This is a genomic window from Colwellia sp. 1_MG-2023 (assembly GCF_030546755.1).
Lineage (GTDB): Bacteria > Pseudomonadota > Gammaproteobacteria > Enterobacterales > Alteromonadaceae > Thalassotalea_H.
Genome location: NZ_JAUOPE010000020.1, coordinates 1 through 23,841, shown reverse-complemented (window position 1 = coordinate 23,841; position 23,841 = coordinate 1). Strand labels below are relative to the sequence as shown.

20 protein-coding genes are annotated in these 23,841 nt (G+C 37.9%); 12 read left to right on the top strand and 8 right to left on the bottom strand.

What is annotated here, in order from left to right; all coding sequences use genetic code 11:
• On the bottom strand, positions 1 to 1,474 hold a 1,474-nt coding region (locus tag Q4493_RS17430; RefSeq protein ID WP_303455449.1), incomplete at its 3' end, for a TonB-dependent receptor plug domain-containing protein.
• Between the two features lie 378 nt (positions 1,475 to 1,852).
• Between Q4493_RS17430 and Q4493_RS17425 the strand changes: the two genes are divergently transcribed.
• From Q4493_RS17425 to Q4493_RS17400, 6 genes are all read left to right on the top strand, one after another.
• Positions 1,853 to 3,205 (top strand): MFS transporter, encoded by a 1,353-nt coding sequence (locus Q4493_RS17425; protein WP_303455447.1) that lies wholly within the window; start codon positions 1,853 to 1,855, stop codon positions 3,203 to 3,205.
• Between the two features lie 8 nt (positions 3,206 to 3,213).
• On the top strand, positions 3,214 to 5,583 hold the full coding sequence (locus Q4493_RS17420; RefSeq protein WP_303455445.1) for an amylo-alpha-1,6-glucosidase: 2,370 nt from the start codon (positions 3,214 to 3,216) through the stop codon (positions 5,581 to 5,583).
• Between the two features lies 1 nt (position 5,584).
• Positions 5,585 to 6,124 (top strand): gluconokinase, encoded by a 540-nt coding sequence (locus Q4493_RS17415; RefSeq protein WP_303455442.1) that lies wholly within the window; start codon positions 5,585 to 5,587, stop codon positions 6,122 to 6,124.
• On the top strand, positions 6,121 to 6,894 hold the full coding sequence (locus tag Q4493_RS17410; RefSeq protein WP_303455440.1) for a sugar-binding protein: 774 nt from the start codon (positions 6,121 to 6,123) through the stop codon (positions 6,892 to 6,894). Before Q4493_RS17415 ends, Q4493_RS17410 begins: the two co-directional genes overlap by 4 nt.
• Before the next feature lie 164 nt (positions 6,895 to 7,058).
• The gene (locus Q4493_RS17405) at positions 7,059 to 7,439 is read left to right on the top strand and encodes a hypothetical protein (protein WP_303455438.1); all 381 of its coding nucleotides are present in this window, start codon (positions 7,059 to 7,061) and stop codon (positions 7,437 to 7,439) included.
• Positions 7,440 to 7,548: 109 nt separating this feature from the next.
• Complete coding sequence (locus Q4493_RS17400; protein WP_303455436.1) at positions 7,549 to 9,543, top strand: TonB-dependent siderophore receptor; 1,995 nt, start codon at positions 7,549 to 7,551, stop codon at positions 9,541 to 9,543.
• Positions 9,544 to 9,670: 127 nt separating this feature from the next.
• On the opposite strand, the gene Q4493_RS17395 is transcribed toward Q4493_RS17400, so the two are convergent.
• The gene (locus tag Q4493_RS17395) at positions 9,671 to 10,417 is read right to left on the bottom strand and encodes a TIGR00266 family protein (RefSeq protein ID WP_303455434.1); all 747 of its coding nucleotides are present in this window, start codon (positions 10,415 to 10,417) and stop codon (positions 9,671 to 9,673) included.
• Positions 10,418 to 10,687: 270 nt separating this feature from the next.
• Between Q4493_RS17395 and Q4493_RS17390 the strand changes: the two genes are divergently transcribed.
• The gene (locus tag Q4493_RS17390) at positions 10,688 to 11,323 is read left to right on the top strand and encodes a thiol:disulfide interchange protein DsbA/DsbL (RefSeq protein ID WP_303455431.1); all 636 of its coding nucleotides are present in this window, start codon (positions 10,688 to 10,690) and stop codon (positions 11,321 to 11,323) included.
• Between the two features lie 455 nt (positions 11,324 to 11,778).
• Here Q4493_RS17390 and Q4493_RS17385 read toward each other — a convergent pair whose 3' ends face one another.
• Positions 11,779 to 12,453 carry a PEP-CTERM sorting domain-containing protein gene (locus Q4493_RS17385; RefSeq protein WP_303455429.1) on the bottom strand — a complete coding sequence of 225 codons (675 nt, stop codon included), beginning with the start codon at positions 12,451 to 12,453 and terminating at the stop codon, positions 11,779 to 11,781.
• Positions 12,454 to 12,687: 234 nt separating this feature from the next.
• Between Q4493_RS17385 and Q4493_RS17380 the strand changes: the two genes are divergently transcribed.
• A complete protein-coding gene (locus Q4493_RS17380; RefSeq protein WP_303455427.1) occupies positions 12,688 to 13,800 on the top strand; it encodes a LuxR C-terminal-related transcriptional regulator in 1,113 nt (370 codons plus the stop codon).
• Between the two features lie 91 nt (positions 13,801 to 13,891).
• Complete coding sequence (locus Q4493_RS17375; protein WP_303455425.1) at positions 13,892 to 14,269, top strand: hypothetical protein; 378 nt, start codon at positions 13,892 to 13,894, stop codon at positions 14,267 to 14,269.
• A 143-nt stretch (positions 14,270 to 14,412) separates the two neighbouring features.
• Here Q4493_RS17375 and Q4493_RS17370 read toward each other — a convergent pair whose 3' ends face one another.
• Genes Q4493_RS17370 through Q4493_RS17360 form a run of 3 tightly spaced genes read right to left on the bottom strand, consistent with a single transcriptional unit; the run spans position 14,413 to position 16,593 of the window.
• Positions 14,413 to 15,672 (bottom strand): DEAD/DEAH box helicase, encoded by a 1,260-nt coding sequence (locus Q4493_RS17370; protein WP_303455423.1) that lies wholly within the window; start codon positions 15,670 to 15,672, stop codon positions 14,413 to 14,415.
• Between the two features lie 4 nt (positions 15,673 to 15,676).
• Entirely contained in the window at positions 15,677 to 16,084 is a 408-nt protein-coding gene (locus Q4493_RS17365) for a DUF2750 domain-containing protein (RefSeq protein WP_303455421.1), read from the bottom strand.
• 32 nt (positions 16,085 to 16,116) lie between these two features.
• Complete coding sequence (locus Q4493_RS17360) at positions 16,117 to 16,593, bottom strand: acyl-CoA thioesterase (protein ID WP_303455419.1); 477 nt, start codon at positions 16,591 to 16,593, stop codon at positions 16,117 to 16,119.
• A 202-nt stretch (positions 16,594 to 16,795) separates the two neighbouring features.
• Between Q4493_RS17360 and Q4493_RS17355 the strand changes: the two genes are divergently transcribed.
• Both Q4493_RS17355 and Q4493_RS17350 read left to right on the top strand, forming a co-directional pair.
• The gene (locus Q4493_RS17355; RefSeq protein WP_303455417.1) at positions 16,796 to 19,192 is read left to right on the top strand and encodes a DUF748 domain-containing protein; all 2,397 of its coding nucleotides are present in this window, start codon (positions 16,796 to 16,798) and stop codon (positions 19,190 to 19,192) included.
• An 11-nt stretch (positions 19,193 to 19,203) separates the two neighbouring features.
• On the top strand, positions 19,204 to 19,650 hold the full coding sequence (locus Q4493_RS17350) for a YaiI/YqxD family protein (protein WP_303455415.1): 447 nt from the start codon (positions 19,204 to 19,206) through the stop codon (positions 19,648 to 19,650).
• 15 nt (positions 19,651 to 19,665) lie between these two features.
• Here the strand turns inward: Q4493_RS17350 and Q4493_RS17345 are convergent, their stop codons facing one another.
• The gene (locus Q4493_RS17345) at positions 19,666 to 21,090 is read right to left on the bottom strand and encodes a DEAD/DEAH box helicase (RefSeq protein ID WP_303455413.1); all 1,425 of its coding nucleotides are present in this window, start codon (positions 21,088 to 21,090) and stop codon (positions 19,666 to 19,668) included.
• Positions 21,091 to 21,167: 77 nt separating this feature from the next.
• Complete coding sequence (locus Q4493_RS17340) at positions 21,168 to 21,851, bottom strand: response regulator transcription factor (RefSeq protein WP_303455411.1); 684 nt, start codon at positions 21,849 to 21,851, stop codon at positions 21,168 to 21,170.
• 231 nt (positions 21,852 to 22,082) lie between these two features.
• Between Q4493_RS17340 and Q4493_RS17335 the strand changes: the two genes are divergently transcribed.
• On the top strand, positions 22,083 to 23,729 hold the full coding sequence (locus tag Q4493_RS17335) for a response regulator (protein ID WP_303455409.1): 1,647 nt from the start codon (positions 22,083 to 22,085) through the stop codon (positions 23,727 to 23,729).
• The last annotated feature ends 112 nt before the right edge of the window (positions 23,730 to 23,841 follow it).

Genomic DNA, 23,841 nt, shown 5'->3' with positions numbered 1-23,841 from the left:
AATCAAGATCGGCCATGTAGTCAGCTACTGACATCATGCCCTTGCCACCCATGACTTGTTGATCGAAACCACCAAATGCAGGATGCTCACCACGAGCGTCATAAGTTAATTGGAAATTAGGGTCTTGAATACCTGTAGAGTATTGTGCGTTACAACCACCTTCAGAGCCGATGATTTCTTCGCCATTTGTACAATATTGTGCTGGGTTAAAGCCACCTGGGCCTAAAACTCTTGAGCCTTCATCAATACTAAGTAAATCACCTTCACCGTATGCATGACGCATTTTAGCTGTGGCACGCGCATGAGTTGCACGAACAGTACCAGTTAAGTTACCACCATTATCGAAGTCTAACTGTAAGTTGAAGTTTTGTGATTTTTCTTCATTTACGTTAACTTGAGTGAATGTTTGCATACGGTATGGGTTCATTTTGTATGCATCAGCACCTTTCCAAACTTCGCCAGTAGCATCTGTAAACGAATCACCCGTGTAATTAGTTGCATACGCGTATTCGTTAAACGTTTGCCAGCGGTTATTATGGTTAAAGCCTGAACGATTATTAAAGCGATCTTGTGCTGTATAAAAATAGTCAGCAGTTAAAACAAAACCATCGCCTAAGTCAGCTTGAACAGAAAGTTGCAGTGCATCACGCTCACGCTCTTCTGTTTTATTAAATGCAGTAAAACCATGAGGAACGATAGTATACACATCGCCACCTTCACTTGGTTCACCCCACGCATGGTTATTTTGAGTCCAGCCGATACCACCATTTTCAGACGTATCGTTATGGCCGTTGTAGTCAGTTGCTAAAGTTGCTTCTTGAGTAACCGCAGAAATTAATACACCAATTTTACCGTTATTGTATGACGCTAAGCCATGTAACGTTGGGTCTGTTTCTTCTGTAATTGAACCACGAGTAGCTTCTACACCACCAGCAAATGTCCAACCTTCATCCATATCAAATGGACGGCGCGTTTTAAGATCAATAGAACCAGCAATACCTTGTGCTACATTACCCGCTGTTGCTGATTTATATACATCAACACCACCAAATAATTGCGCAGGTAAGTCACCTAAATCGGCAGCAGCAGTATCAATTGTTGTTGCTGATAAGAATGTTTCACCATTCATGGTTGTATCTACTTGAGGTAGGCCACGAATTTGTACAGGTCCACCTTCACCAGCAACACGTTCGATCTGTACACCAGAAATACGTTGTAGTGAATCAGTAATAGTTACATCTGGTAATTTACCAATATCTTCAGCAGCTATACCGTCTACTTGAGAGTTAGCAAAACGTTTACCATTGATGCTTGCTTTTGTTGAACCACGGATACCCGTAACTTCAATCACTTCAATTTCTTTTTCAGCATTTTCTGCTGCGTAGGCAACTGGAGCTTGAATTAAGCTCAATGCTCCCATGCCTAAAACCACCGATAAACTGGTAGCTATTTGAGATTTTTTAAATGTTTTCATTATCTTCTCCCTCGATACTTTTTTACGCAAAATTATCGCTATTTTTATAATTTATTTTTGTAAGCGCTTACAAAGTAATTGAAAATTTTTACCGTGTGTAAGGGAAAAAAAATCCGACACACTCTGTAAGCGCTTACATTAAGTTAGATTATGTTCATATTATCGTCAATCATTATTTTACTTTTTATTAACAGAGAAACATTAAGTAATTGTTATACAACAATAAATTAAATGTACAAAAAACCTATAATTTATGCCTCAACCTTTACTAAATAGAAAATCACTTCATTTATCAATAAACATTTGTAAGCGCTTTCATTTTGAGATAGTTTAATAATAAGGCTAAAAACTAACAAAAAACGAATAAGGTCTGTTGCAATGGAAAATTTAACTCTAAAGGAAAAAGTCGGTTATGCATGCGGAGATGTGGCCTCTAATTTTTACTGGCGTGTTTTCGATGTATTTCTCTTTATCTTTTATACCGACGTCTTTGGCTTACACCCAGCTGCCGTTGGTACCATGATGTTAGTAACGCGACTTATTGACGCTTTTTCTGATCCTTTAATGGGTGCATTGGCTGATCGTACTCAAACTAAATTTGGTAAATTCCGCCCCTATTTATTGTGGGGGATTATCCCTATTGCCGCAGCAGGCGTTCTAACCTTTACCGTTCCTGATCTTAATGACAGCGGTAAACTGATGTGGGCATATGCGACTTATATTTTTATGATGTTGGCATATACCTTTATTAATGTCCCATATGGTGCATTATTAGGTGTAGTAACTGGTAATAGCCAAGACAGAACCACCTTAACTAGTTTTCGCTTTATTGGTGCTTTTTCTGGCGGTAGTTTAGTGGCGTACTTAACACCAAAATTAGTAGAATATTTTGGTCAAGGGAATGAAGCGTTTGGCTGGCAGCTAACCATGGGACTATATGGTGGTGTAGCAGCCATCTTATTTTCAATCACTTTTTTAAGTACTAAAGAGCGTATCGCCCCACCAAAAGAACAAAAAACCCCTATTTTACAAGACATTAAAGATTTAACTCAAAATAAGCCTTGGTTAATTTTATTTAGTCTTGCCCTCATCATCATGATGACTATTACACTTCGTGGTAGTACAGGGACTTTTTATTTTAAATACTTTGTTGAACGCGAAGATCTCATCGGTAGTTTTTCTTTTGCTTATATGATTGCCTTAGCGGTAGGAGCGGCTTCAACTCCGATCATGACTAAGTTTATCGATAAACGCCGGCTCTTAATGATATTGATGTCTGTTGTCACTGTGCTATCTATAGCTTTTTATTTTGTGCCAAAAGAACAAATTATGCTGATGTATCTACTACAAATCGCCATCGGCTTTACTTTAGGCCCTAAATCGCCACTAGTCTTTTCTATGTATGCCGACACGGCCGATTTTTCAGAGTGGAAACATGGCAGACGTGCTACCGCCATGGTTTTTTCTGCCGCAGCATTCGCTCAAAAATTAGGGGGAGCAATAGCAGGAGCCATGATTGGTTGGTTGTTGGCATCAATGGGCTATATCGCTAACCAAGTACAAAGTCATGACTCTCAAGCAGGCATTGTTTTATTAATGACTTTAATTCCGGCTGGGTTTGCCGCCCTTTCTGTGTTTGTTGTCAGGTTTTATGCCTTGTCTGATAGCGCAGTAATCGATATTCAACAAGATTTAGTACAACGTAAATCTATGACCAATGTAAGTGAGTAAGAGTAAAAATGTTTCAACATGATTTCATCAACCAACGTGTTGATATCCGCGATCCTATCAACATGTCAAAAGCCAGTGGCTTTTTATGGAATAAGAACATGATGATTCACATCAATTGTCGCGGTTATGCTGTTGCCCAGTTTATGCAACCTGAACCCAGCAAGTATTCTCACGCATTAAACATGGAAGCAAAAACATTTATGCAACCTGAGCAAAGCTATTTTGCTCATCATAGCGGTCGGTTTTTTTACATTAAATGTTTAGATAGCGGTGAGTTTTTTTCTATCCCTTACGAACCCGTTAGAGCTAAGCTGGATTCGTTTAACTTTTCAGTCGGTAAAGACAGTCTGATTTGGCGAATTAATCATTTAGAGTTAGAAATTCAACTAACGCTTTCCTTGCCAAAAAATGATGTAGTGGAAATGTGGGAACTTAGCGTAATCAGCCACAGTAACAAAACGAGAAATATCGCTATTTATCCTTATTTTTCCGTTGGTTATATGTCATGGATGAATCAATCTGCTAAATTTGATACGAGCCTAAATGGCATAGTCGCTAGTAGTATAACGCCCTATCAGAAAGTAGAAGACTACTTTAAAAATCAACACTTAAAAGATAAAACTTATCTCTTATCAAAACATCAACCCACTAGTTGGTGTGCTAATCAGCCGACTTTTGAAGGAGAAGGCGGTTTACATAATCCTGATGCCTTACAATTAAATCAACTGCCGCAGCGAGAAGCGCTTTATCAAACGCCTGTGGCTACAATGCAATTTAACCACCAATTAAAGTGCCAAGAACAGGTACAACATCAATTTTTATTCGGTCCTGCCAAAGATGAGACAGAAATCGAAAAAATTAAAGATAAGTACTTAAGTCAACCACACAGTTTCGACAAAGCTCGTCTCGATTACCAAGATTATTTAGCGCAAGGTAATGGCAATATTCAAATAAATTCGCCCGATAAAGCCTTCAACGAATTTATAAATCATTGGCTACCAAGACAAGTTTTTTATCATGGTGATGTGAATCGACTATCAACTGACCCTCAAACAAGAAACTACTTGCAAGATGCTATGGGCATGGCATTCATTGCGCCTGATAAAACGAAGCAAGCCTTATTGACCGCGTTATCTCAACAAACAATTTCAGGAGCAATGCCCGACGGCATATTACTGCATGAACAGGCAGAATTAAAATACATTAATTTAGTGCCGCATAGTGATCATGGGATCTGGCTAACTCTTTGTTTAAATTGCTATTTAAATGAAACTAACGACGTAGATATTTTAACAACTGCTCTTCCCTTTGCTGATTCTGATCAATGTTTATCTTTAGTTGAACATATCAACCTAACTCTAGATCATTTACTCAATGCCCGCAATGAACAAGGATTAAGTTACATAGAGCAAGGAGATTGGTGTGACCCTATGAATATGGTGGGTTACAAAGGTAAAGGCGTTTCTGCTTGGCTAACCGTCGCAACCGCTTATTCGTTAAAAGTTTGGTGTAATATTTGTCAACAACACCAAATCAATCAAGCCAAACTACCTGAATATTTAACGGCGATCGAAGCGTTAAATTCGGCCATGAACGAGAATTTTTGGGATGGTAAATGGTATGCCAGAGGTATTAATGACGATGGCATAGCGTTTGGCGTAGCAAGTGATAAAGAAGGTAAAATTTATTTAAACCCTCAAACCTGGGCAATGCTAAGTGGTGCGGCAGATCAAGAACAACAGCAAGCGATGCTTACAGCAATTGACGACAACTTAGCAACACCTTTTGGTATTATGATGCTCGCGCCAAGTTATACCAAAATGAACGAAAATGTTGGCCGACTTACGCAAAAATTTCCCGGCGTCTCCGAAAATGGATCAGTTTATAATCATGCAGCTGCTTTCTACGCTTATAGTCTTTATCAAAATAACCAACATGATAAAGCCTTTGATGTTTTGTTGAAAATGCTACCTAACCAAGACGACTCTACTGAGCGCCAGCAATTACCTACTTTTGTACCTAACTATTATCGTGGGGCTTATTATCAAATGCCTGAAGTGGCGGGTAAATCAAGTCAATTATTCAATACTGGTACGGTTGCTTGGTATTATCGTTGTATTATTGAAGAGCTTTGTGGATTAAAAGGTCAAGCAGGATCACTTATCATCACACCAAAGCTGCCGGCTCATTGGCCAACGTTAATGGTAAAACGTAATTATTTAGGCGCTACTTTTATCGTAAATTACACAAGAAGTGATCAAACTAATGGTACGCAAATATTGATTGATGGTCAGCCATCTGAAAACAATATTGTGACCAATATCGTCAAAGGACACACGTATCATATCGATGTAACTTTAGGGAATAGCGAGAATTAATATGCCGGCACAATTAATTTTAGTGATGGGTGTTAGTGGTACAGGAAAATCTACTATGGCTAAAGCTTTAGCTGAACAACTGGATTTTACTTACCTCGATGCAGATGACTTTCATAGCGAACAAGCGAAAAAAATGATGGCAGATGGGCAAGCCATCGACGATAACATTCGCCAGGCATGGATCACACGAATACTGCTATTTCTTGCTGATGAACATCATAGTAACGGTCGTTTTGTGCTTGCTTACTCAGGCTTAAAAAAATCGCAAAGACAACGTTTCCAACTGTTAGAAACCGCATTAAGTGGTATTTTTTTGCACGGCGATTCAACGGTTATAGCGCAACGATTATCGCTTCGAACGGAACATTTTTTTTCAACAACTTTATTAGACAGTCAGTTTGAAGCACTTGAGTTACCTGCTGAAAATAATCACGAAAATGTAACGCTCATCGATATTAACCAAACAATCGATAATATTATCACCCAAGCTAAAGACTTTATTGCTTTACAACACCAGACACCACAGAGAAATTCCGCATGAAATCAATACTCATCTTAATATCACTGGTTTATTTATTCACTTCGCCACACGCTTTAGCGATGAAAGTGCCAAAAGCTCATACCGCCCCAGTGATTGACGGACAATCGCAAGACCCTGCATGGCAAAAAGGTGAATGGCATGAATTATCAGAATTGATTGTTGGCAGCCAACCAAGTGAAGCTGACTTTTCAGGACGCTTTAAAATGGTTTGGGATAAAGAAAAGCTCTACCTTTTGGTAGAGATCACCGATGATATTCTTTTTGACCAACACGCTAATCCATTACATTTTTATTGGGACGATGACTGTATAGAAATCTTTATTGATGAAGATGCTTCAGGTGGCAATCATCAATTTAACTTTAATGCTTTTGCTTATCACGTGGCATTAGATAACCAAGCCATTGATATTGGTTATAAAAATTCAGATGGTTCGCCGGATTTTTTAGCACTTAATAACCATATTAATAATAAATGGCAAAGAAGCTCAACCGCACCTCATGTAATAACATGGGAGTTGGCGGTAGATGTGTATGACGATAGTTTTACCTATACGAAAAATAAAGCACAACAACCTGAATTTATCGGCAAACCAGTCAAGTTACATAATGGTAAAAAGCTTGGTTTTATGCTCGCTTATTGTGATAACGATGGCAGTAAGGAACGCGAGCACTTCATTGGCTCTACACCCATTACAGCAGTGAATGGCGATAAAAACTTAGGCTATATCACCGCTGATGTTTTCGAGACCATTGAATTAATTGATAATTAAACTTTACGTTTAATTGCCTTCAGTCTTTTTATGCTGTGCAAAAAAGCACATTAAATCTTTAATGGTCATTCACTTTTGTAGTAGAAGCTCTTAGAATATACACCTTACTATTAATCGAGGTTGTTATGTTTAAAGGGCTATTAAAAGTATGCTTGCTAAGTACAATGCTTATTGCCTTTTTAGGACAATCAATCGCCTATTCAATCAATATCACCTGTGATGGATCATCTGAAACGCATATCGATGAAGTGTTCACTCCCAACACTGACAACTTCCTAGGCCATAACCAAGTAGCCCCAAATTTAGTCAAACCAAATAAAGCACAACACACTGATAGCGAACGCGCGATAGATTGCTGCGACGTTGAATGTTGCGATATTGATTGCGCCTGTTTTGGCAATGCCTGTTCTCATTATTCCTATTTGCAAATAAATTTAGCGACCACAAATATTATCATCATCAATGAAGCATTATATTGGCAAACAACCGAACAAAAACAGTCGATATCAGCACTGCTGTATCGCCCCCCTATTTTCATTTCATAACTCCTTTTTAACGCCCGCTCAGCCAAATTTAGCACGACATGGCACAGCTCAAATTTTCCAATATTCAGTGAAATTCGCTGAATGACATACTCGCATTACCGAGGTAAAAATGTTTACACAGTTTTTAAAAGCAACCTTTGCACTACTATTAATATCGGCGTTCGCTCAAGCCAATGAGAATGAAAGCGAACACCATCACCACGAAGAATCGCATCATGAACATAGCGAGAATAAAATCGAGAAAATTCAAGTAACTGCTTCTCGTTTAGGCCGTATTGTTACTGAATCTGCAACCCGTACAGAAATTATCAACGGCGAAGAAATACAAGAAAAAGCACTGATGCGTCCTGGTAATATCTCTATGTTAGTAGCCGAAACCGGCGGTGTGAGAGTGCAAACAACTTCACCCGCTTTAGGGAGTGCTAACATTCGATTACAAGGGTTGTATGGTCGTTATACCCAATTATTAAGTGACGGTTTACCGTTATATGGCGGACAAACAGCTTCAATCGGCCTTTTACAAATTCCACCAACGGATCTTGCCAACGTTGAAATCATTAAAGGCTCTGCCTCGTCATTGTATGGTGGCTCGGCATTAGGTGGCGTTATTAATTTGATTTCACGTACTCCTTCGGATGAATATGAAGGAGAAGTGTTGGTGAATGCCACTTCTAAAAATGGCCAAGACGTTACAGCTTATTTTTCCTCACCATTAACCGATGATGTTAGCGCCTCAGTAACCGCAGGTGTACATCGTCAATCTGAACAAGACTTAGATGACGATGGCTGGCTTGATATGGCAGGTTACAAACGTGGCAGTGTTCGTCCTCGTTTTTATTGGCAAAATGACAATGGTGCAAACCTTTATGTGACGCTTGGCGCAATGAAAGAACAAAGAGATGGCGGCACCGCTAGCAATGCCTCTCTGCCTGATGGGAGCCTTTTTCCTTTAAATCAAGAGAGTCGCAGAACCGATTTTGGTTTTATTTATGATCAACCGCTTGGCGATGCTACCAATATTAATATTCGTGGTTCAGTCATGAAGCAAGATCATCAACATCAATTCGGCGAAGTGTTTGAAGACGACAGTCATAAAAGCTATTTAATAGAATCAAGTGTTTCAGGTTATTCAGACAAAACAGCATGGTTAATTGGGGCTGCACTGCAGTCAGAGCAATTTAATTCAAAAACCTTTTCTGAATTTAATTACGATTACCAAGTACCGGGCATATTTTCTCAAATCGATTACGATGCCAGTGATGACGTGTCTATGTCGTTTAGTGCTAGAGCCGATTGGCATAGTGAATACGGTACACAAGTTAGTCCACGTATTTCACTTTTATATAGCCCAGAAGATTGGACTATTCGAGGAGCCTACGGAAAAGGTTTTTTCTCGCCTAGTCCGTTTATTGAAGACATCGATGAAGTGGGCTTATCTCGTCTTGCGCCATTAGAAAACCTTGATGAAGAGCGTGCCTCTACCGCCTCAATTGATGTTAGTCGTATGATAGGCGATCTAGAAACAAGCATGACCCTATTTACCTCAGATATCGAGAATGTCACAGAGCTCGCCATGATTAAAAATGCTAATGAGTTTGCGGATAAACAAGTACAGATTATTAATGCCACCGGCGAAAGCAACATTCGAGGTGCTGAATTGTTATTACGTTACCGTTGGAACGATATTAAATTTACCGGCAGTTACTTATACACAGATGCGAAAAAAGATACTGACGCACAAATTAGTCAAATACCATTAGCACTTACGCCTGAACATTCTGCAGGTTTAGTAGTGATGTGGGAAGAACATGGCAGCCATTTAGTCGGGTTTGAAGCCTATTACACCGGCACGCAACATTTAGAAAATAACCCTTATCGTGATCGCAGTGATCCGTATTGGCACTTAGGTTTATTAGGCCAAATTACCTTCGGAAAAATTAGCTTGTTCGTTAACGCGGAAAACTTACTAAACGTTAGGCAAACCAAAGAAGACCCATTAGTGTTACCTGAACAAGCACGTAGTGGCCGATGGACAACCAATATTTGGTCAAGAAACGATGGCTTTACCGTGAATGCCGGTATACGTTATCAATTTGGTGATTAACAAAAACTGCGGGTTTAAACGCTCGCATTCATCTCTATGCTAGTTTTCTAAGCCACTAGCTAACTCACTATTATTATCAGACCAATAAACATCCGTAATTGGTCTGATACTCAAAATAAAATCGTGATTATTCGCCCTGATTACTGCCGCCAATTTGCGGAGCATGTTGAATAATGCGATCAGCCAAACGAGAAAACGGTAAACTTTGGATCCAGACACTCCCATGACCACTTAACGTCGCCATAAAAAATCCTTCGCCACCAAAGAACATACTTTTTAGGCCTTTGGTCATTTCTATACTGTATTCAATCCCGTCACTAAAGGCGACCAAACATCCCGTATCTAAACGTAATGTTTCACCATTAAGTTTCTTTTCAATAACCGTACCGCCAGCATGAACAAAAGCCATACCATCGCCAGATAAATGCTGCAAAATAAAACCTTCTCCACCAAAAAAGCCACTGCCCAAACGTCGATTAAACGCAATATCCACTTGGGTGCCTAACGCCGCACATAAAAATGAGTCTTTTTGGCAAGTGATACTACCGCCCATTTCAGCTAAATTAATGGCAATAATTGAACCCGGAAATGGCGCAGCAAAAGCCACTTTTCTTTTGCCTGCTACTTGACTAGTAAAGTGTGTCATAAAGACAGACTCACCTGTGAGCATACGTTTTCCTACTGAAAATAGTTTGCCAACAAAGCCTTGGTCTACCTTGGAGCCATCGCCCATCTTCGCTTCAAAATCAATGCCATCTTCCATATAGTTCATTGCGCCCGCTTCAGCAATCACGGTTTCGCCTTGATCAAGTTCTACCTCAACCATTTGCATTGATTGACCAATTATTTCGTAATCTATTTCATGGCTTTTCATGTTATTTCCTTATTATTGAATCAATAATAATGTAGCAGAATTCAACCATTTGAACACAAGCAAAATCGCACTTTAATATTTTTTTACAAATTCAATCGAACTGTTCAGGTAGTATTAAGGTCTATTGTGATAATAATAAACGCGCTTGATAATGTTACTTATTTATTTAAGGTGATATCATCAAGCCAACTTTTAAGCTCGTATGAATTTCGAGTGCAAACAGAACGAATACCACATTAATACCAAACAACAACAAAGAGTAATTATTTTATGAAAAAACTTTTCATTGCCTTTTTTGCCATTGCCTTAATCCCTTTTTTAGCGAATGCCGCTAAATATGAAGAAGGTAAACATTATCAAGTGATCCCAGGACAAGCGACTAACAAGCCAGAAGTGCGCGAATACTTTTCATATTACTGCCCTGCTTGTCGTGGTTTTGAAGCGTATTTAGGAGACATTGAAAAAAGCTTACCTACCGGCACAAAATTGAACAAAACCCATGTTGATTTTATGGGCGCATCTTCACCAGATATTCAATTTATGTTGAGTAAAGGTCTAGTCGTTGCAGAAAAAATGGGCATCGCTAAACAGTTTAATGCCGAAGTATTTAACTACATTCAAACCAAACGTGAAGTAGTCACCAGCGAAGACGATGTACGTAAAATATTTATTGCTGCAGGTGGCGATGGCGCTAAATTTGATAAAGGCATGAAAAGCTTTTCATTAGTTAGCCAAGCAAAACGCAATAAAAAAGTTCAAGACAAGTTATCTCAAGGTCGCTACGTTAAAAGCGTTCCTACGTTTGTGGTAAACGGTAAATACGTCATCAACTCAAAAGAGCTTGACCCTAAAAACTTCCTTGAAGAATACAAAAATATCATCGCGTACTTATTAACACTAAAATAAACACCGCGAAAGTCATCTAATAAAAAACGCCAGAGCGACAACTCTGGCGTTTTTATTTGCGTCACATAATAAGGCTCTTACATAACTAAGTTGCACTTAATTTATTAAATGACGGTTTTTCTACTTGAGTTCAAATAGTGAATGTAACGCAATCTTTAATATAAAAGGGTGTCAATGAAAAAAGAACTCGCATTTATTATAATACTCAGCAAAGAGCATTAATGTCGGAGTGCTATCAAAAAGAAGTTCATTTAACGGTAGTTGACAGAAAAACTTTTTACTCCTCACTTAAAAAAATTAAGCATCAATGACAGGTGACTTAGTAATGAAAGTGGCTTCTAATACATATGTATGTGTCGAATATATTGACAGTAAAAAAGTTACCAACCATCAGAAACAACAAAACACCAACCATTACAGTTGATGTTTTCAAATTTAAAAGATTTAAGAAATTATTAAGATTGTTTCTTAAATTGACGTAAAACTAAACCCATCATGCCTAATGCAAAAATAGCTAGCGTAGATGGCTCTGGCACTTCGACGCGACGTATGAGAGCAATGCCGTACGATTCGTATTTATCACTTGAGCTGGCATGATCTCCGTAGATAACTGCGCGATTGCCGTACCTGCTAGCATTCACATCGTAATCTGAATGAACGCTGGCAAGTTTAAATTTTTCATCGTTGTCTGAGTCGCTTCCGTAATATACAAACACGCCTTGCAGTGCATTAACACCAGAGCCGTAGCCCGCGGTGTCGTTGAAGACGGTAGTGCCAAATAGCTCTAAGAAAGAATCAAAAAACGTCGTGTCATCGACAGTATATGGCGAATCGGTAATGGCCCCCGAACCATCATCGCTTGTCGCGTTCCATCCGAAATCGCGGTATAAGTTACTTATATCCCCGTTAGTCGCAAGTTCCCAACCAGTTTGTTCATACTCACCTAATGCTTCTGTTATTGATTTTCCTTTGGTGGCGTCCCATTGAAGCCACTCGAGATTACCTTTGGTGACAATATTCGTTTCTTCATCTAGCGTATATCCGTTATGAGTGATAAGTCCTGCGTTTGCATTACTGCTAACCAACAATATAAGCGCTAAAAACTTTAACGTAAAAAATTCAAAATTCATTTAATTTTCCTTTTTAATTCCTACTATCTTTAATCGTAAATTATTAATTTTTAACTTATTGGCAATTATCGTTCCAACAACTTAAAAGTAATATTATTCAGTACCTTGTAAAACAATCTTATTTTGCTCACTAAGATTTGTTAAAAAAACTGTCTCATACATATGTATGATTTCCATTTCTAAGTGTTTATTTTATAATCAGTGCATTATAAGTAAACTTAAGAGTGCTTAGATATGGAATTAGCGATTTCAAACAGTGAACTTTCTACTTTAATTGGTGATATTTATGAAGGTTCATTAACGGGTGAATGGAAAGCTACTTTAAATAAAATAATGGATTATACCCAATCCAATAAAGCGTTTTTCTTTTTACAACCACTCAAAACAGATACACCATTAATTCTTGAACTAGTCACTGACTTTGACATTCCCCCTGATGCATTACTTTATTACCAAAGCCACCCATTAGATGATCCTTGCCATCAGACAACCCGCCTACTAACCGAAGGCGAATCACATTACTGTAATGAGTACGTAAACATAGAAGACCATAAGGAAGGTGAATACTATGAAAAAGTATTCAAGCCTATGAAAGCTTATCATGTATTGGGTGGAATATTATGCCGAGATGGAGAGTACGAATCTGTTTTAGCAATTAACAGGGGCGAGAAAGATCAAGCATATTCAATACAAGAGAAAAATTTGTTTGAATTAATGACCCCTCACTTTAGCCGAGCAATGCATATATTTAAGGAATTACGGTTATATAAAAACTACGCAAGTATTTCAAAAAGTATTTTAGACCAACAAGACAAAGCTATTTTAGTGTGCGATGAAAATGGCACGGTAGTAATTAACAATGATTATGCCGAAAAAGAGTTAGTTCTACCTTCGTTGATCACTTTAAAAAACAATCAAATTAACATTTCAATGCCTGCTTACCAGCAAAGGCTTAAATATTTTATCGAGCAATGTGCGAACTTGGCTTATAAAGATATTGGTGTGCAAGAAACATTAGTTATTGAGCAACAAGAAGGTGACTCGATATTAATTACTGTGTCACCTTTATTAAATAAAAACACGTTTATTAACATTGATATACCCTGTTGTTTAGTCACTATAAACTATCAACATCAAGTAAATTGGGATCATGTGAAAAAAGAATTTGAACTAACGCCTAAAGAAATGCAGCTTCTTAAGGCCATTTACGCTAAACAGAAATTAAACGACTTAACAGCAGTATTCAATGTAACTTACAACACGCTCAGAACCCATTTACAATCAATTTTTAAGAAGGCAGACGTTAATTCACAAACAGAGTTATTGGTTAAATTAAATATGTTTTAGTAATAAGGCGTAAGGGCAAAAATAATAACTTAAGGCTACACAAAGTAATTTATAAAAATCTCTATGAAACACGCAAACCAAGGAAAGTAAAATGATTAAACATACAATTAAATTATTAATGGTTACATTTTTATTACCACTGAGTATTTCTATTGCTTATGCTGAAACATATTTAGTGTGTAAAGCACCCAAAACAGGTATGGCAGGAAAAGGAGGTTGTATACATGCTTATAATCCTTCACCCGAACAAGTCTGTTCTGGGGAAGGAGATAAAAAAGTGTGCTCAACTGCAAGTCTTGAAGATTTATGCATAAAAGTTGGCGAAAAAAATGGGGTAACACTTAATGGCTTTTCTTCTGGTTTAGGTACATTTAAAACAGCACAGTTATGTTTACAATCGTGTAATAAACACTACGGCGGAAAATTTAAAAGGTTTGGTGGCGAATGTTTTGGAATGATTTCAAAATAATTTACCGGATAGTAAAGTTTTTAAAATGCTGGCTTACTTTTAGATTTAAACAAGATTGAAAAAGCTGATACCGTCAAAAAACATTCAGCCTAACCAGAGAGATATGCTGGTTAGGTTAACGTCTATAGAAGACTAAAACCAACTTACCTTCGCTGAAAGTTACGCTTTTTCTGACCTTTTTTATCCGCGCCTTTATCGCCAAAGGCTTTCTTTCTGGCGCGTTGTTTTTCTTTACCTTTGCTGAGTTTTTTCATCACCGCTTCGGTTTTCGTTAAGTCGGGTTCATAGCCAGGAAACCATTGTTGCAATAAGCGCCCATCAAGCACTTCTTCTACCGCGGTTAATAGCCACTCTTCGCTCGGTGCCATTAACGAAACCGCTAGTCCGGCTTTTCCTGCACGTCCGGTTCTACCAATGCGATGAATATAATCTTCAGCCACATAAGGTAATTCAAAATTTATCACTACATGTAAGTCGTCTATATCAATTCCACGGGCAGCAACATCTGTTGCCACTAATGCACGTGTTTTACCGGCTTTAAATTCAGCTAATGCACGTTCTCTAGCGCCTTGCGATTTATCACCATGAATTGACTGTGTTTTAATGCCGTCTTTACACATTTCTTTAGCAAGATCGTCAGCGCCTTGTTTGGTACGAGTGAATATAAGTACTTGTTGCCAATTTTTTGAGCCAATCAAAAAAGAAGTCAATTCGCGTTTTCGGTCAAGGTCAACTGTATAAACAACTTGCTCTACTTTAGCCGCCGCTTGATTTCGTTCGCCTATTTCGATGCGAACAGGATCGTTCAATAAATGTTTGCTAAGTTTATAAATAGCATCATCAAACGTGGCTGAAAATAATAGCGTTTGTCTGGTTATTGGTAAGCGATTTAATATTCGGTCAATTTCATCTTTAAAGCCTAAATCAAGCATACGGTCGGCTTCATCAAAGACAATGCATTCAAGCTCAGTGAGCGCTAATGACCCTTTAATGAGATGGTCAAGCAAACGCCCAGGAGTAGCCACTAATACGTCTGCGCCTTTATTAAGCGCATCAATTTGCGGATTAATACTCACACCACCATAAGCAACGGCAATATTTAATGAGGTGTTCTCGGCATAGCCAACAAAGTTTTTATACACTTGTTGCGCAAGTTCACGGGTTGGCGTTAACACTAAGGCGCGAACAGGACGATGATCGGGTACATTTTCACTGAGTAATTGTAAGATAGGCAAAGCAAAAGCAGCGGTTTTACCTGTTCCGGTTTGCGCGCCCGCCATGATATCTTTTTTCGCTAAAATAGCAGGAATAGCTTGTTGCTGAATTGGCGTAGGTGACGTGTATCCTAATGATCTAACCGCATCAGTAAGCGCTTTATCTAAGGCAAAGTCTGAAAAATTCATGTACTTATTTTGCCCCTTGCTGAGTTTGTTTTTTCTGCTGATCTTTTAGTGCATCTTCAAGCTCTTCAGGATAAAACACCAAACCTTGTTCATCTTGATTAGGAAAAACTACAATAGCTAACTCGTCATCGGCTAGGCCATGAGACCAACGACTAAACCATTTATTTAACGAAATGGCTTCTGTTTGACAGTCTTGCCATTCTTCAGTTATCCAAGCCGAAGCAAAGGCTTCATTCGGCCAGACAGGAATACAGTCTTCGTCTTCTGTGGTGAGCATGACACAACCATGCTCGTCTTTTAAAATCCATATTTGCTGATTAGCGACAGTTTCTTTTACAAAATATTTCGCACGTTGTTCGTCGTCATATTTTAAAATACTTTCAATTTGTTGATTATCTATCGCTGATGCCATCGGACTTTCCTAAAAAGGCTAAAAACTCAGCCCTATTCTACAAAAATTTGCATCTCTTCGCCGATTTGTTTACGCATTTCCATTAATTTTTTTGCTGACTCGTGTTGTTTAATGTCTGCCTCGCTTTCTGGGATCCATTCGGGAATGGCAATTTTTTGTCCGTGCTCATCAACAGCAACCATAATAACTATACAATGCGTTGTTTTTCTTCGATTTAATGATTTAGGATCACAGGCATTTACTTCTAAAGCAATGTGCATCGAAGAGCTTCCCGTTAATATAACCTTCGCTTCTACTTCCACTAAGCTGCCCACATGAATAGGCGAAACAAAACGAATACCACCTGCGTAAGCCGTGACGCAATATCTACCGCTCCACCCTGCCGCACAAGCATAAGCGGCTAAATCAATCCATTTCATCACCGCGCCACCGTGGACTTTTCCGCCAAAATTTACATCTTGAGGTTCGGCTAAAAATCGTAAAGTGACATCACGTTGTGGTTTATTCATGTTGTTTTCTCTTTTAGTTTATCTTGTCAAATAGTGCGAGTAGTTCTGTACAGCACAAACTATTCCAAAAATTTTATTAAATGTGCATGGTGATATCGGCTAGATAAATCAATAACATTTAGAGTAAACTAGCAAATATCGACAGATAATCACAATTCTTTAAGCACCAATACTGTGCACGTGCAACAATTCGGACTTATTAATGAAACGATTCACCACCATTACGCTAAAAGTGTTAGCGGCTTTTTTCTTCTTTCTTTACCTGCTTATTTGGCTCGTTTCACCTATGGTCAGCAACCATTTCATCGAAAAAAATATCAGCCAATTCGACATAACATTAAATGAAAGTAGTACGGTTCGTTATAACCCTTTTATTTCGCAAATAAAAATTGACGATTTTACACTAGAGAAAGCCAACAAACCTGTCTTTTCAATAGAAAAATTGACCGTAGAAATGAATTTATTGCAATTGATATTCGACAAATTGCATATTAAATCGGTAATCGCAGAGGGTATTCATGGTGGTGTGATCATCAACGGCGACAAGATCACTGTAGCAGGTGTGACATTACCGCAAGCTATTGATAAACCGGCTACTGAACAAGATTCGGATAAATCGCCAACAGAAACTAAACCTGCAACAGCCTATCAGTTAGTGATGCCGCTTTTAACCATCAAAGATAGTAAAATAGATGTTTCGTATAACAACGAAGATTTAGCCTTTGAAATCAATGCTATTACCGTTGAAAGTTTAGTAGCAGACCAACAAGCGCAATCGGCTAATTTAGCCCTTGATATAAGTTTAGCTGAATCAAACGTCAAACTTACTGCTGATGCTCAATTAATTAATGGTCAAGGTGAAATTGACAGTCATCTTGATATTTCACAATTCGATTTAGCCATCATTCAGCCTTGGCTTCCTGAAAACATTCGTGATTTAACAGGCTTAGTTTCGGTTAATAGTCAACAAAAGTTATTCATTAATGATATCAATCAACAGCTTAAACTTAGCGATACCAAGCTAACCCTAACTAAACTTGCTGCGGTTAAAGACAACGTACAACTCTCTATTGAAGAATCAACCACGCAGTTTTCAAACATTGATGTGCTGTTAACCAATAATCAACCACCTACAGTGTCCGCTAATGGTCAGTTTGATATGACTAATCTTGACATTGCCAATGCTGAAAACCCCCAATTACTAGTGGCTTCAATCGCAAAAGTCGCTGTTAATAGCATTGATACCAACACCATTGAAGCAAAGCCCATCATCACGCTTAACAGCATTATGATCGAGCAGGCGATTGTTTCTCAAGATAATCAAAGCGACCTGCCTGCTTTGACGCAATTTAGTCAATTATTGATTGATAATTTAGTCGTTTCTGAACAAGCCGCGGATATCAATATCATTACATTGGCCGATTTAAAAATAGACGCCCAGATAAACGCAGATAAAAAATTAACAAGCTTATTACCTATTCAAAGTATCCAACCCGTTGAACAATCGGCAACGAATAACGATGCGACACAAGAGCCAGAATCTATAGAGAAGACTGAGAAAGCAGCCTTTCAGTTTAGTTTAAATGACTTTCATTTGACTAATAACGCCATTATTAACTTTAAAGATCACAGCGTTAAGCCTATCTTTCAGCAAATATTTACCATAGAAGAACTACAGTTTAATCAATTAAACTCTCGCAATCCTGAGCTTAAAAGCACCTTAAAATTGCGAGGAAAAAACAATCGTTATGCTCATTTTGACTTTGACGGTGTTATGCAACCTTTTGTTGAGCAGCCACTTTATGCCGTTAAAGGTGGAATAAAAGAGGTGAGTTTACCCGCTATATCGTCTTATATTAAAAATGCGTTAAGTTTTGAAATAAAAACCGGACAACTCGATTTTAATATAGACACAACATTAACCGGCGATAAAATTTCGGGAAAATCTAAAATATTATTACGTGGTTTTGATTTTACCGCGGCAGATGATCACGAAGCTGACTCGCTTAAAGATCAAACAGCTATTCCATTATCGGTCGCATTAGGCATGCTAAAAGACAGCAAAGGTAATGTAGACTTATCGCTTCCAATTTCTGGCAATACTAATGACCCTTCATTTGGCCTTTCAGGTTTGATGACGTTATTAGTCAAGCAAGCAACAATGATGGCCGCAAAAGATTATCTAATGACCACTTTTGTGCCTTATGCCAATGTTGTTAGTGTCGCGATGACCGCTGGAAAAATGCTACTAAAAGTTCGTTTGAATGACTTACCTTATGTGGCAACCCATTCAGATATTACCGAAGATCAACAAGTGTTTATTAAACAATTTGCTTTGTTATTAAAAGATAAACCCGATACACAAGTGACTTTATGCGCGATTTCAACTCCTGCCGATGTTGGTTTAAAAACAGGCGAAAAAGTCAAAGATCACAAATTTATCGAACAACTACATCAACTTTCGTTATTGCGCGTTGAAAATTTTAAGCATCATATTGTTGATAAATATAAAGTGGCCAGTTCAAGATTATTACTTTGTACGCCACAAATTGATTCTGCAAAAAATGCAAAACCACGCATTACATTTGACGTTAATTAATAAAGGTTATTATGAAGATTTGGGTAGACGCTGATGCATGTCCGGTAGTGATTAAAGAAATTATTTTTCGTGCCGCTGAGCGAACTAACACGCCAACCACCTTGCTCGCGAATCACTATTTAAAAACACCGCCGTCGAAAGTTATTAGTTTTGTTCAAGTGAGTACTGGCTTTGATGTTGCTGATGACGAAATAGTTAAACGAGCTGATAAAGGGGATTTAGTGATTACCGCTGATATTCCGTTAGCGGCTGAAGTTATTGAAAAAGGCTGTATTGCGTTAAACCCAAGAGGTGAGCTTTATTCCGCCAGTAACATTAAACAACGACTCAATATGCGCGATTTTATGGATACGCTGCGCTCAAGCGGTATAGAAACCGGTGGAGTTCCACCCATTAGTCAAAGCGATCGCCAAGCATTTGCTAATAATTTAGACAAATGGTTGGCAAAAAATAAATAACATACTTAGCAATTTTTAACGACTTGCGCTGTAAGGGTCCACCGCCTTTTTAACCTGCTTTTTAGCTGGGTTATTTGCTGGTTTATTGATTGACTTATTTGCAGATAATGGTTTTTTCCGACGTGACTTAGCGCTGCTATTTTCGAGCTTATTTTTATCAATATGCTTGTTATTTTTACTTGGTGTTTTATGACCTTTAGCATTTTCAGCTGAACGTTGACCGTCTTTATGCTCAGATTTTTGCTGTTTTATTTTCTTAGGTTTTTTTGCTTTCAGCGGTCGAATGGCCCGAGATGGTGGCAGTTCATTTACGGCCTCAAAACCAGGTTCAACTTTGCGGGTAATATGTTGTTGAATAACATATTCAATGTCTTGTAACTCTTTATGCTCGTCAGCACACACTAATGAAATAGCATGACCTTGTGCTCCTGCTCGACCAGTACGGCCAATTCGATGTACATAATCTTCAGGAACATTAGGTAGTTCAAAGTTAACCACTTGTGGTAATTGATCTATATCTAAGCCACGAGCCGCAATATCTGTCGCGACTAAGACTCTCACTTCGCCTGATTTAAAATTTGCTAACGCTTTGGTACGTGCGCCTTGGCTTTTATTGCCGTGAATAGCCGCCGCATTAATGCCTTGTGACTCAAGATCACGAGTCAGTTTATTTGCGCCATGCTTAGTTCGTGTAAAAATAAGCACTTGTTGCCAATCATTTTCTTTAATTAAATAACTGACCAATTTGGCTTTTTTCTTTTTATCCGTAGGAATAACAATTTGTTGTACTGTTTTTGCCGTAGTATTTTCAGGACTGACTGAAATTTCAACCGGATTATTTACTAGCCCTTTTGCTAAGGCTCGAATATCAGGCGAAAATGTTGCGGAAAACAATAAATTTTGACGTTGCTTTGGCAGCAGCGCTATTATTTTTTTAATATCACGGATAAAGCCCATATCAAGCATTCTGTCCGCTTCATCGAGAACAAACACTTCAATTTGAGAAAATTTGATCGCATTATGATTATACAAATCTAATAAACGTCCAGGTGTTGCCACTAGAACATCGGCTCCTTGCCTTAATCGCATCATTTGCGGGTTAATTTTAACCCCTCCAAAGACTACCGCAGAAGTTAAGGGTAACTCTTCGCCATACGTAGCGACACTCTCACCTACTTGTGCAGCTAGCTCTCTAGTAGGTGTAAGTACTAAGACACGTGCATGATTTGCCTTTGCCTTTTGACCTTTAATCAAACGCTGCAAAATAGGTAAAGTAAAACCTGCTGTTTTCCCAGTGCCTGTTTGAGCTGCCGCCATAACATCTTTACCAGAAAGGACAGCTGGAATTGCTTGTGCTTGAATGGGCGATGGCTTTGTATAACCTTTTTTTTCAATGGCAGATAATATTTTACTTGATAAGGCTAATGAGGAAAAACTCATATTGGTTCTCTTAGATGTTTAGATCGGTTGATTTTCTGCGGCGGTGAAGAATACAGTATAGTGTATTTAACTGCAATTTATTGCGCGGGATATATCAATTGGTATCCCTTAGAACGAATTGATTGAATTATTTCGCTAGGTAAGCCACTTTGTTTTAATTTACGGCGAATTCGGGCAATTTTAATATCAATAGAACGATCAACACCATTGTACTCCGCGCCTTTTAAAACTTGTAAAATCATTTGGCGTGAAACAACTTGCCCGTGCTTGGTAGCAATAAAATAAAATAACTCAAACTCTTCTTGCGTTAACCCTAAAGCTTTCCCTTGATAAAAACAATCAGCAGAATTAGGCCTGAACTCTATATCTTCTATGATAAGTGGTTGGTTAACATCTACTTTTTTGGGGCGAACACCTAGTCGCTTTATTCGTTGATATAAAATTTCAAATGGAGCGCTTTTATTAACAAAGTCATCTGCGCCTAACCCAAAAGAGGTTACTTCAGCTTCAACCGAATCAGCGGCGGTTAAAAAGATAATACCACCTTGGTAGAATTGTCTAAGTTCTTTACAAATGTCATAACCATTTTTATCTGGCAAGGCAATATCTAATAAGATGACATCTGGATTGACATTAATAACTTTTCTTATCGCTACAGAACCATTAAAAACCTGATAAATTTCAAAGCCTTTAGTTTCTAATTGAGCTTTTAAGGTAAACGAAACCAAATTATCATCTTCAATGATAAGGATCTTTTTCATGCAATGAATGTTCTTATAGTTTGTAAGCACGGTTATTCTATAATCTTATACTTGTTTATTGATATATCAATCTTTTCAATATTTTAAGTTTTATCCCAAGCTGATAATTTTATATCACCCATCAGGTACTCTTTTTAGTATTAAAAATAAACACTGCCGATCACGGTAACACTAGACAAAAAAGTAAAATTCCGTTAAAAGCAATGTTGTAATTCATTGTAAAGGGAATGCATGCAAAACATTGATTACGGAAGCAAACGCTTTCTCATCGTCGATAACATTAAACAATCTCGTGATAACTTAAAAATATTTGCCTATAGCTTGGGCGTTTTAAGTGTCGACACCTGTTGTCATGCTCCTGATTTATTTGCTTTGTGCGAATCAACAAAGTTCGATGTGATTCTTTTGGGGTATGACCTTGGTGATAATAAGAAAAATGGTCAACAAATTTTAGAAGAGTTGCGTGCAAAGGGAAATCTTTCGCGTAGCTGTATCATTATTATGATTACCGCTGAAGTTTCTCAAGCCATGGTTTTAGCTGCTCTTGAACATAAGCCTAATGAATATATTACCAAGCCTTATACTCATAAAGATTTAACGATTCGTTTGGTTCGTTGTTTTGAAAAAAATCATGTGATGCAACATATTTATGCTGCCATGGACGCTAATAACCATCAAAGAGTTATTGAGCTATGCAAAGAGCAAATTCATAATAATTCTGCTTATAAACATGAATGTCTAGGGATCACCTCTCGTCAACATTTCGAATTGAAGGAATATGATAAAGCCAAGAAGATATATACGGCTTATTTAGGGACTCAAAATTGTCAATGGGCTGCCATCGGTCTTGGGAAGATAGCATTAATTGAAAATGATTATTATAGTGCTGAACGCTATTTTCAAGCGGTCATTGATGATAATCCATTTTACTTATCCGCTTATGATTGGCTTGCAAAAACTTACCAATTTACTAATGATATTGATAAAGCAGAGGAAACATTAGAAAAAGCTTTATTAGTTTCACCACGTTCTGTCACTCGACTAAAACAATACGCAGAACTATGTATTAATAATAAGAAATTACATAAAGCAACTAATGCGCTATCTAAAACTAATGATCTTGCTTATCATTCCATTCATAAAAAGCCCGAGAATGCGATCAGTTTTGCCGAAGCTTTAATTGAAAACTCAGATAATTTAACTCAATATGAGATTAGAAAACTCAACATTAAAGCCTTCGAAGTTCTTGGTAATATGGTCAGAGATTTTCCCGCTAACGAACTCAAAGTTATTACTCAATTTTTAACCGCAAGGCTACACCAAAACGCGAACGACAAATCATTATCATACAACGCCTTAAAAGATGCTGAAAAACTCTTGGATAGATATAAAAATGAAATAACTATCGACGGTACCTTTAGTATCGCCAAATCTTTGATCTCATTAAAGCGAAGAGGAAAGGCAGAAAGCTTACTCGATAAATTATCACAAGCACATCCCGATAATATGGAAATACTTTCACAAGTTGTTGATTTATCCGATAGGCCCATCAGCGAAAAAGATAAAGCTGCTGCGCAAAATGCCCTTGAAATTGGCGTTAGTCTCTATAAAGCAGGCCACTATATCTTATCAATCGATAAACTCAATCAAGCTTTATACCACTTTCCCAATCATTTAGGTGTCAAATTAAACTTACTCCAAGTTTTACTAGTATCTTTTGAAGAAGATTCAAAAAGAATAGAAAATTTTAAACAGGCTAGAATCTTAATTAGACAATTCGATCATCTTTCACCCGAAAGCGAATCCTATAAACGTTTCTTAAAACTCCGTAATAAATTTGAAGCACTTGAGACATTCAATAAAGAAATAAAGCAATAAAAAAGCCCGTAGCAATGACTACGGGCTTTAGAATGATGGTGGAGGGAGGTGGATTCGAACCACCGAAGGCGGAGCCGTCAGATTTACAGTCTGATCCCTTTGGCCACTCGGG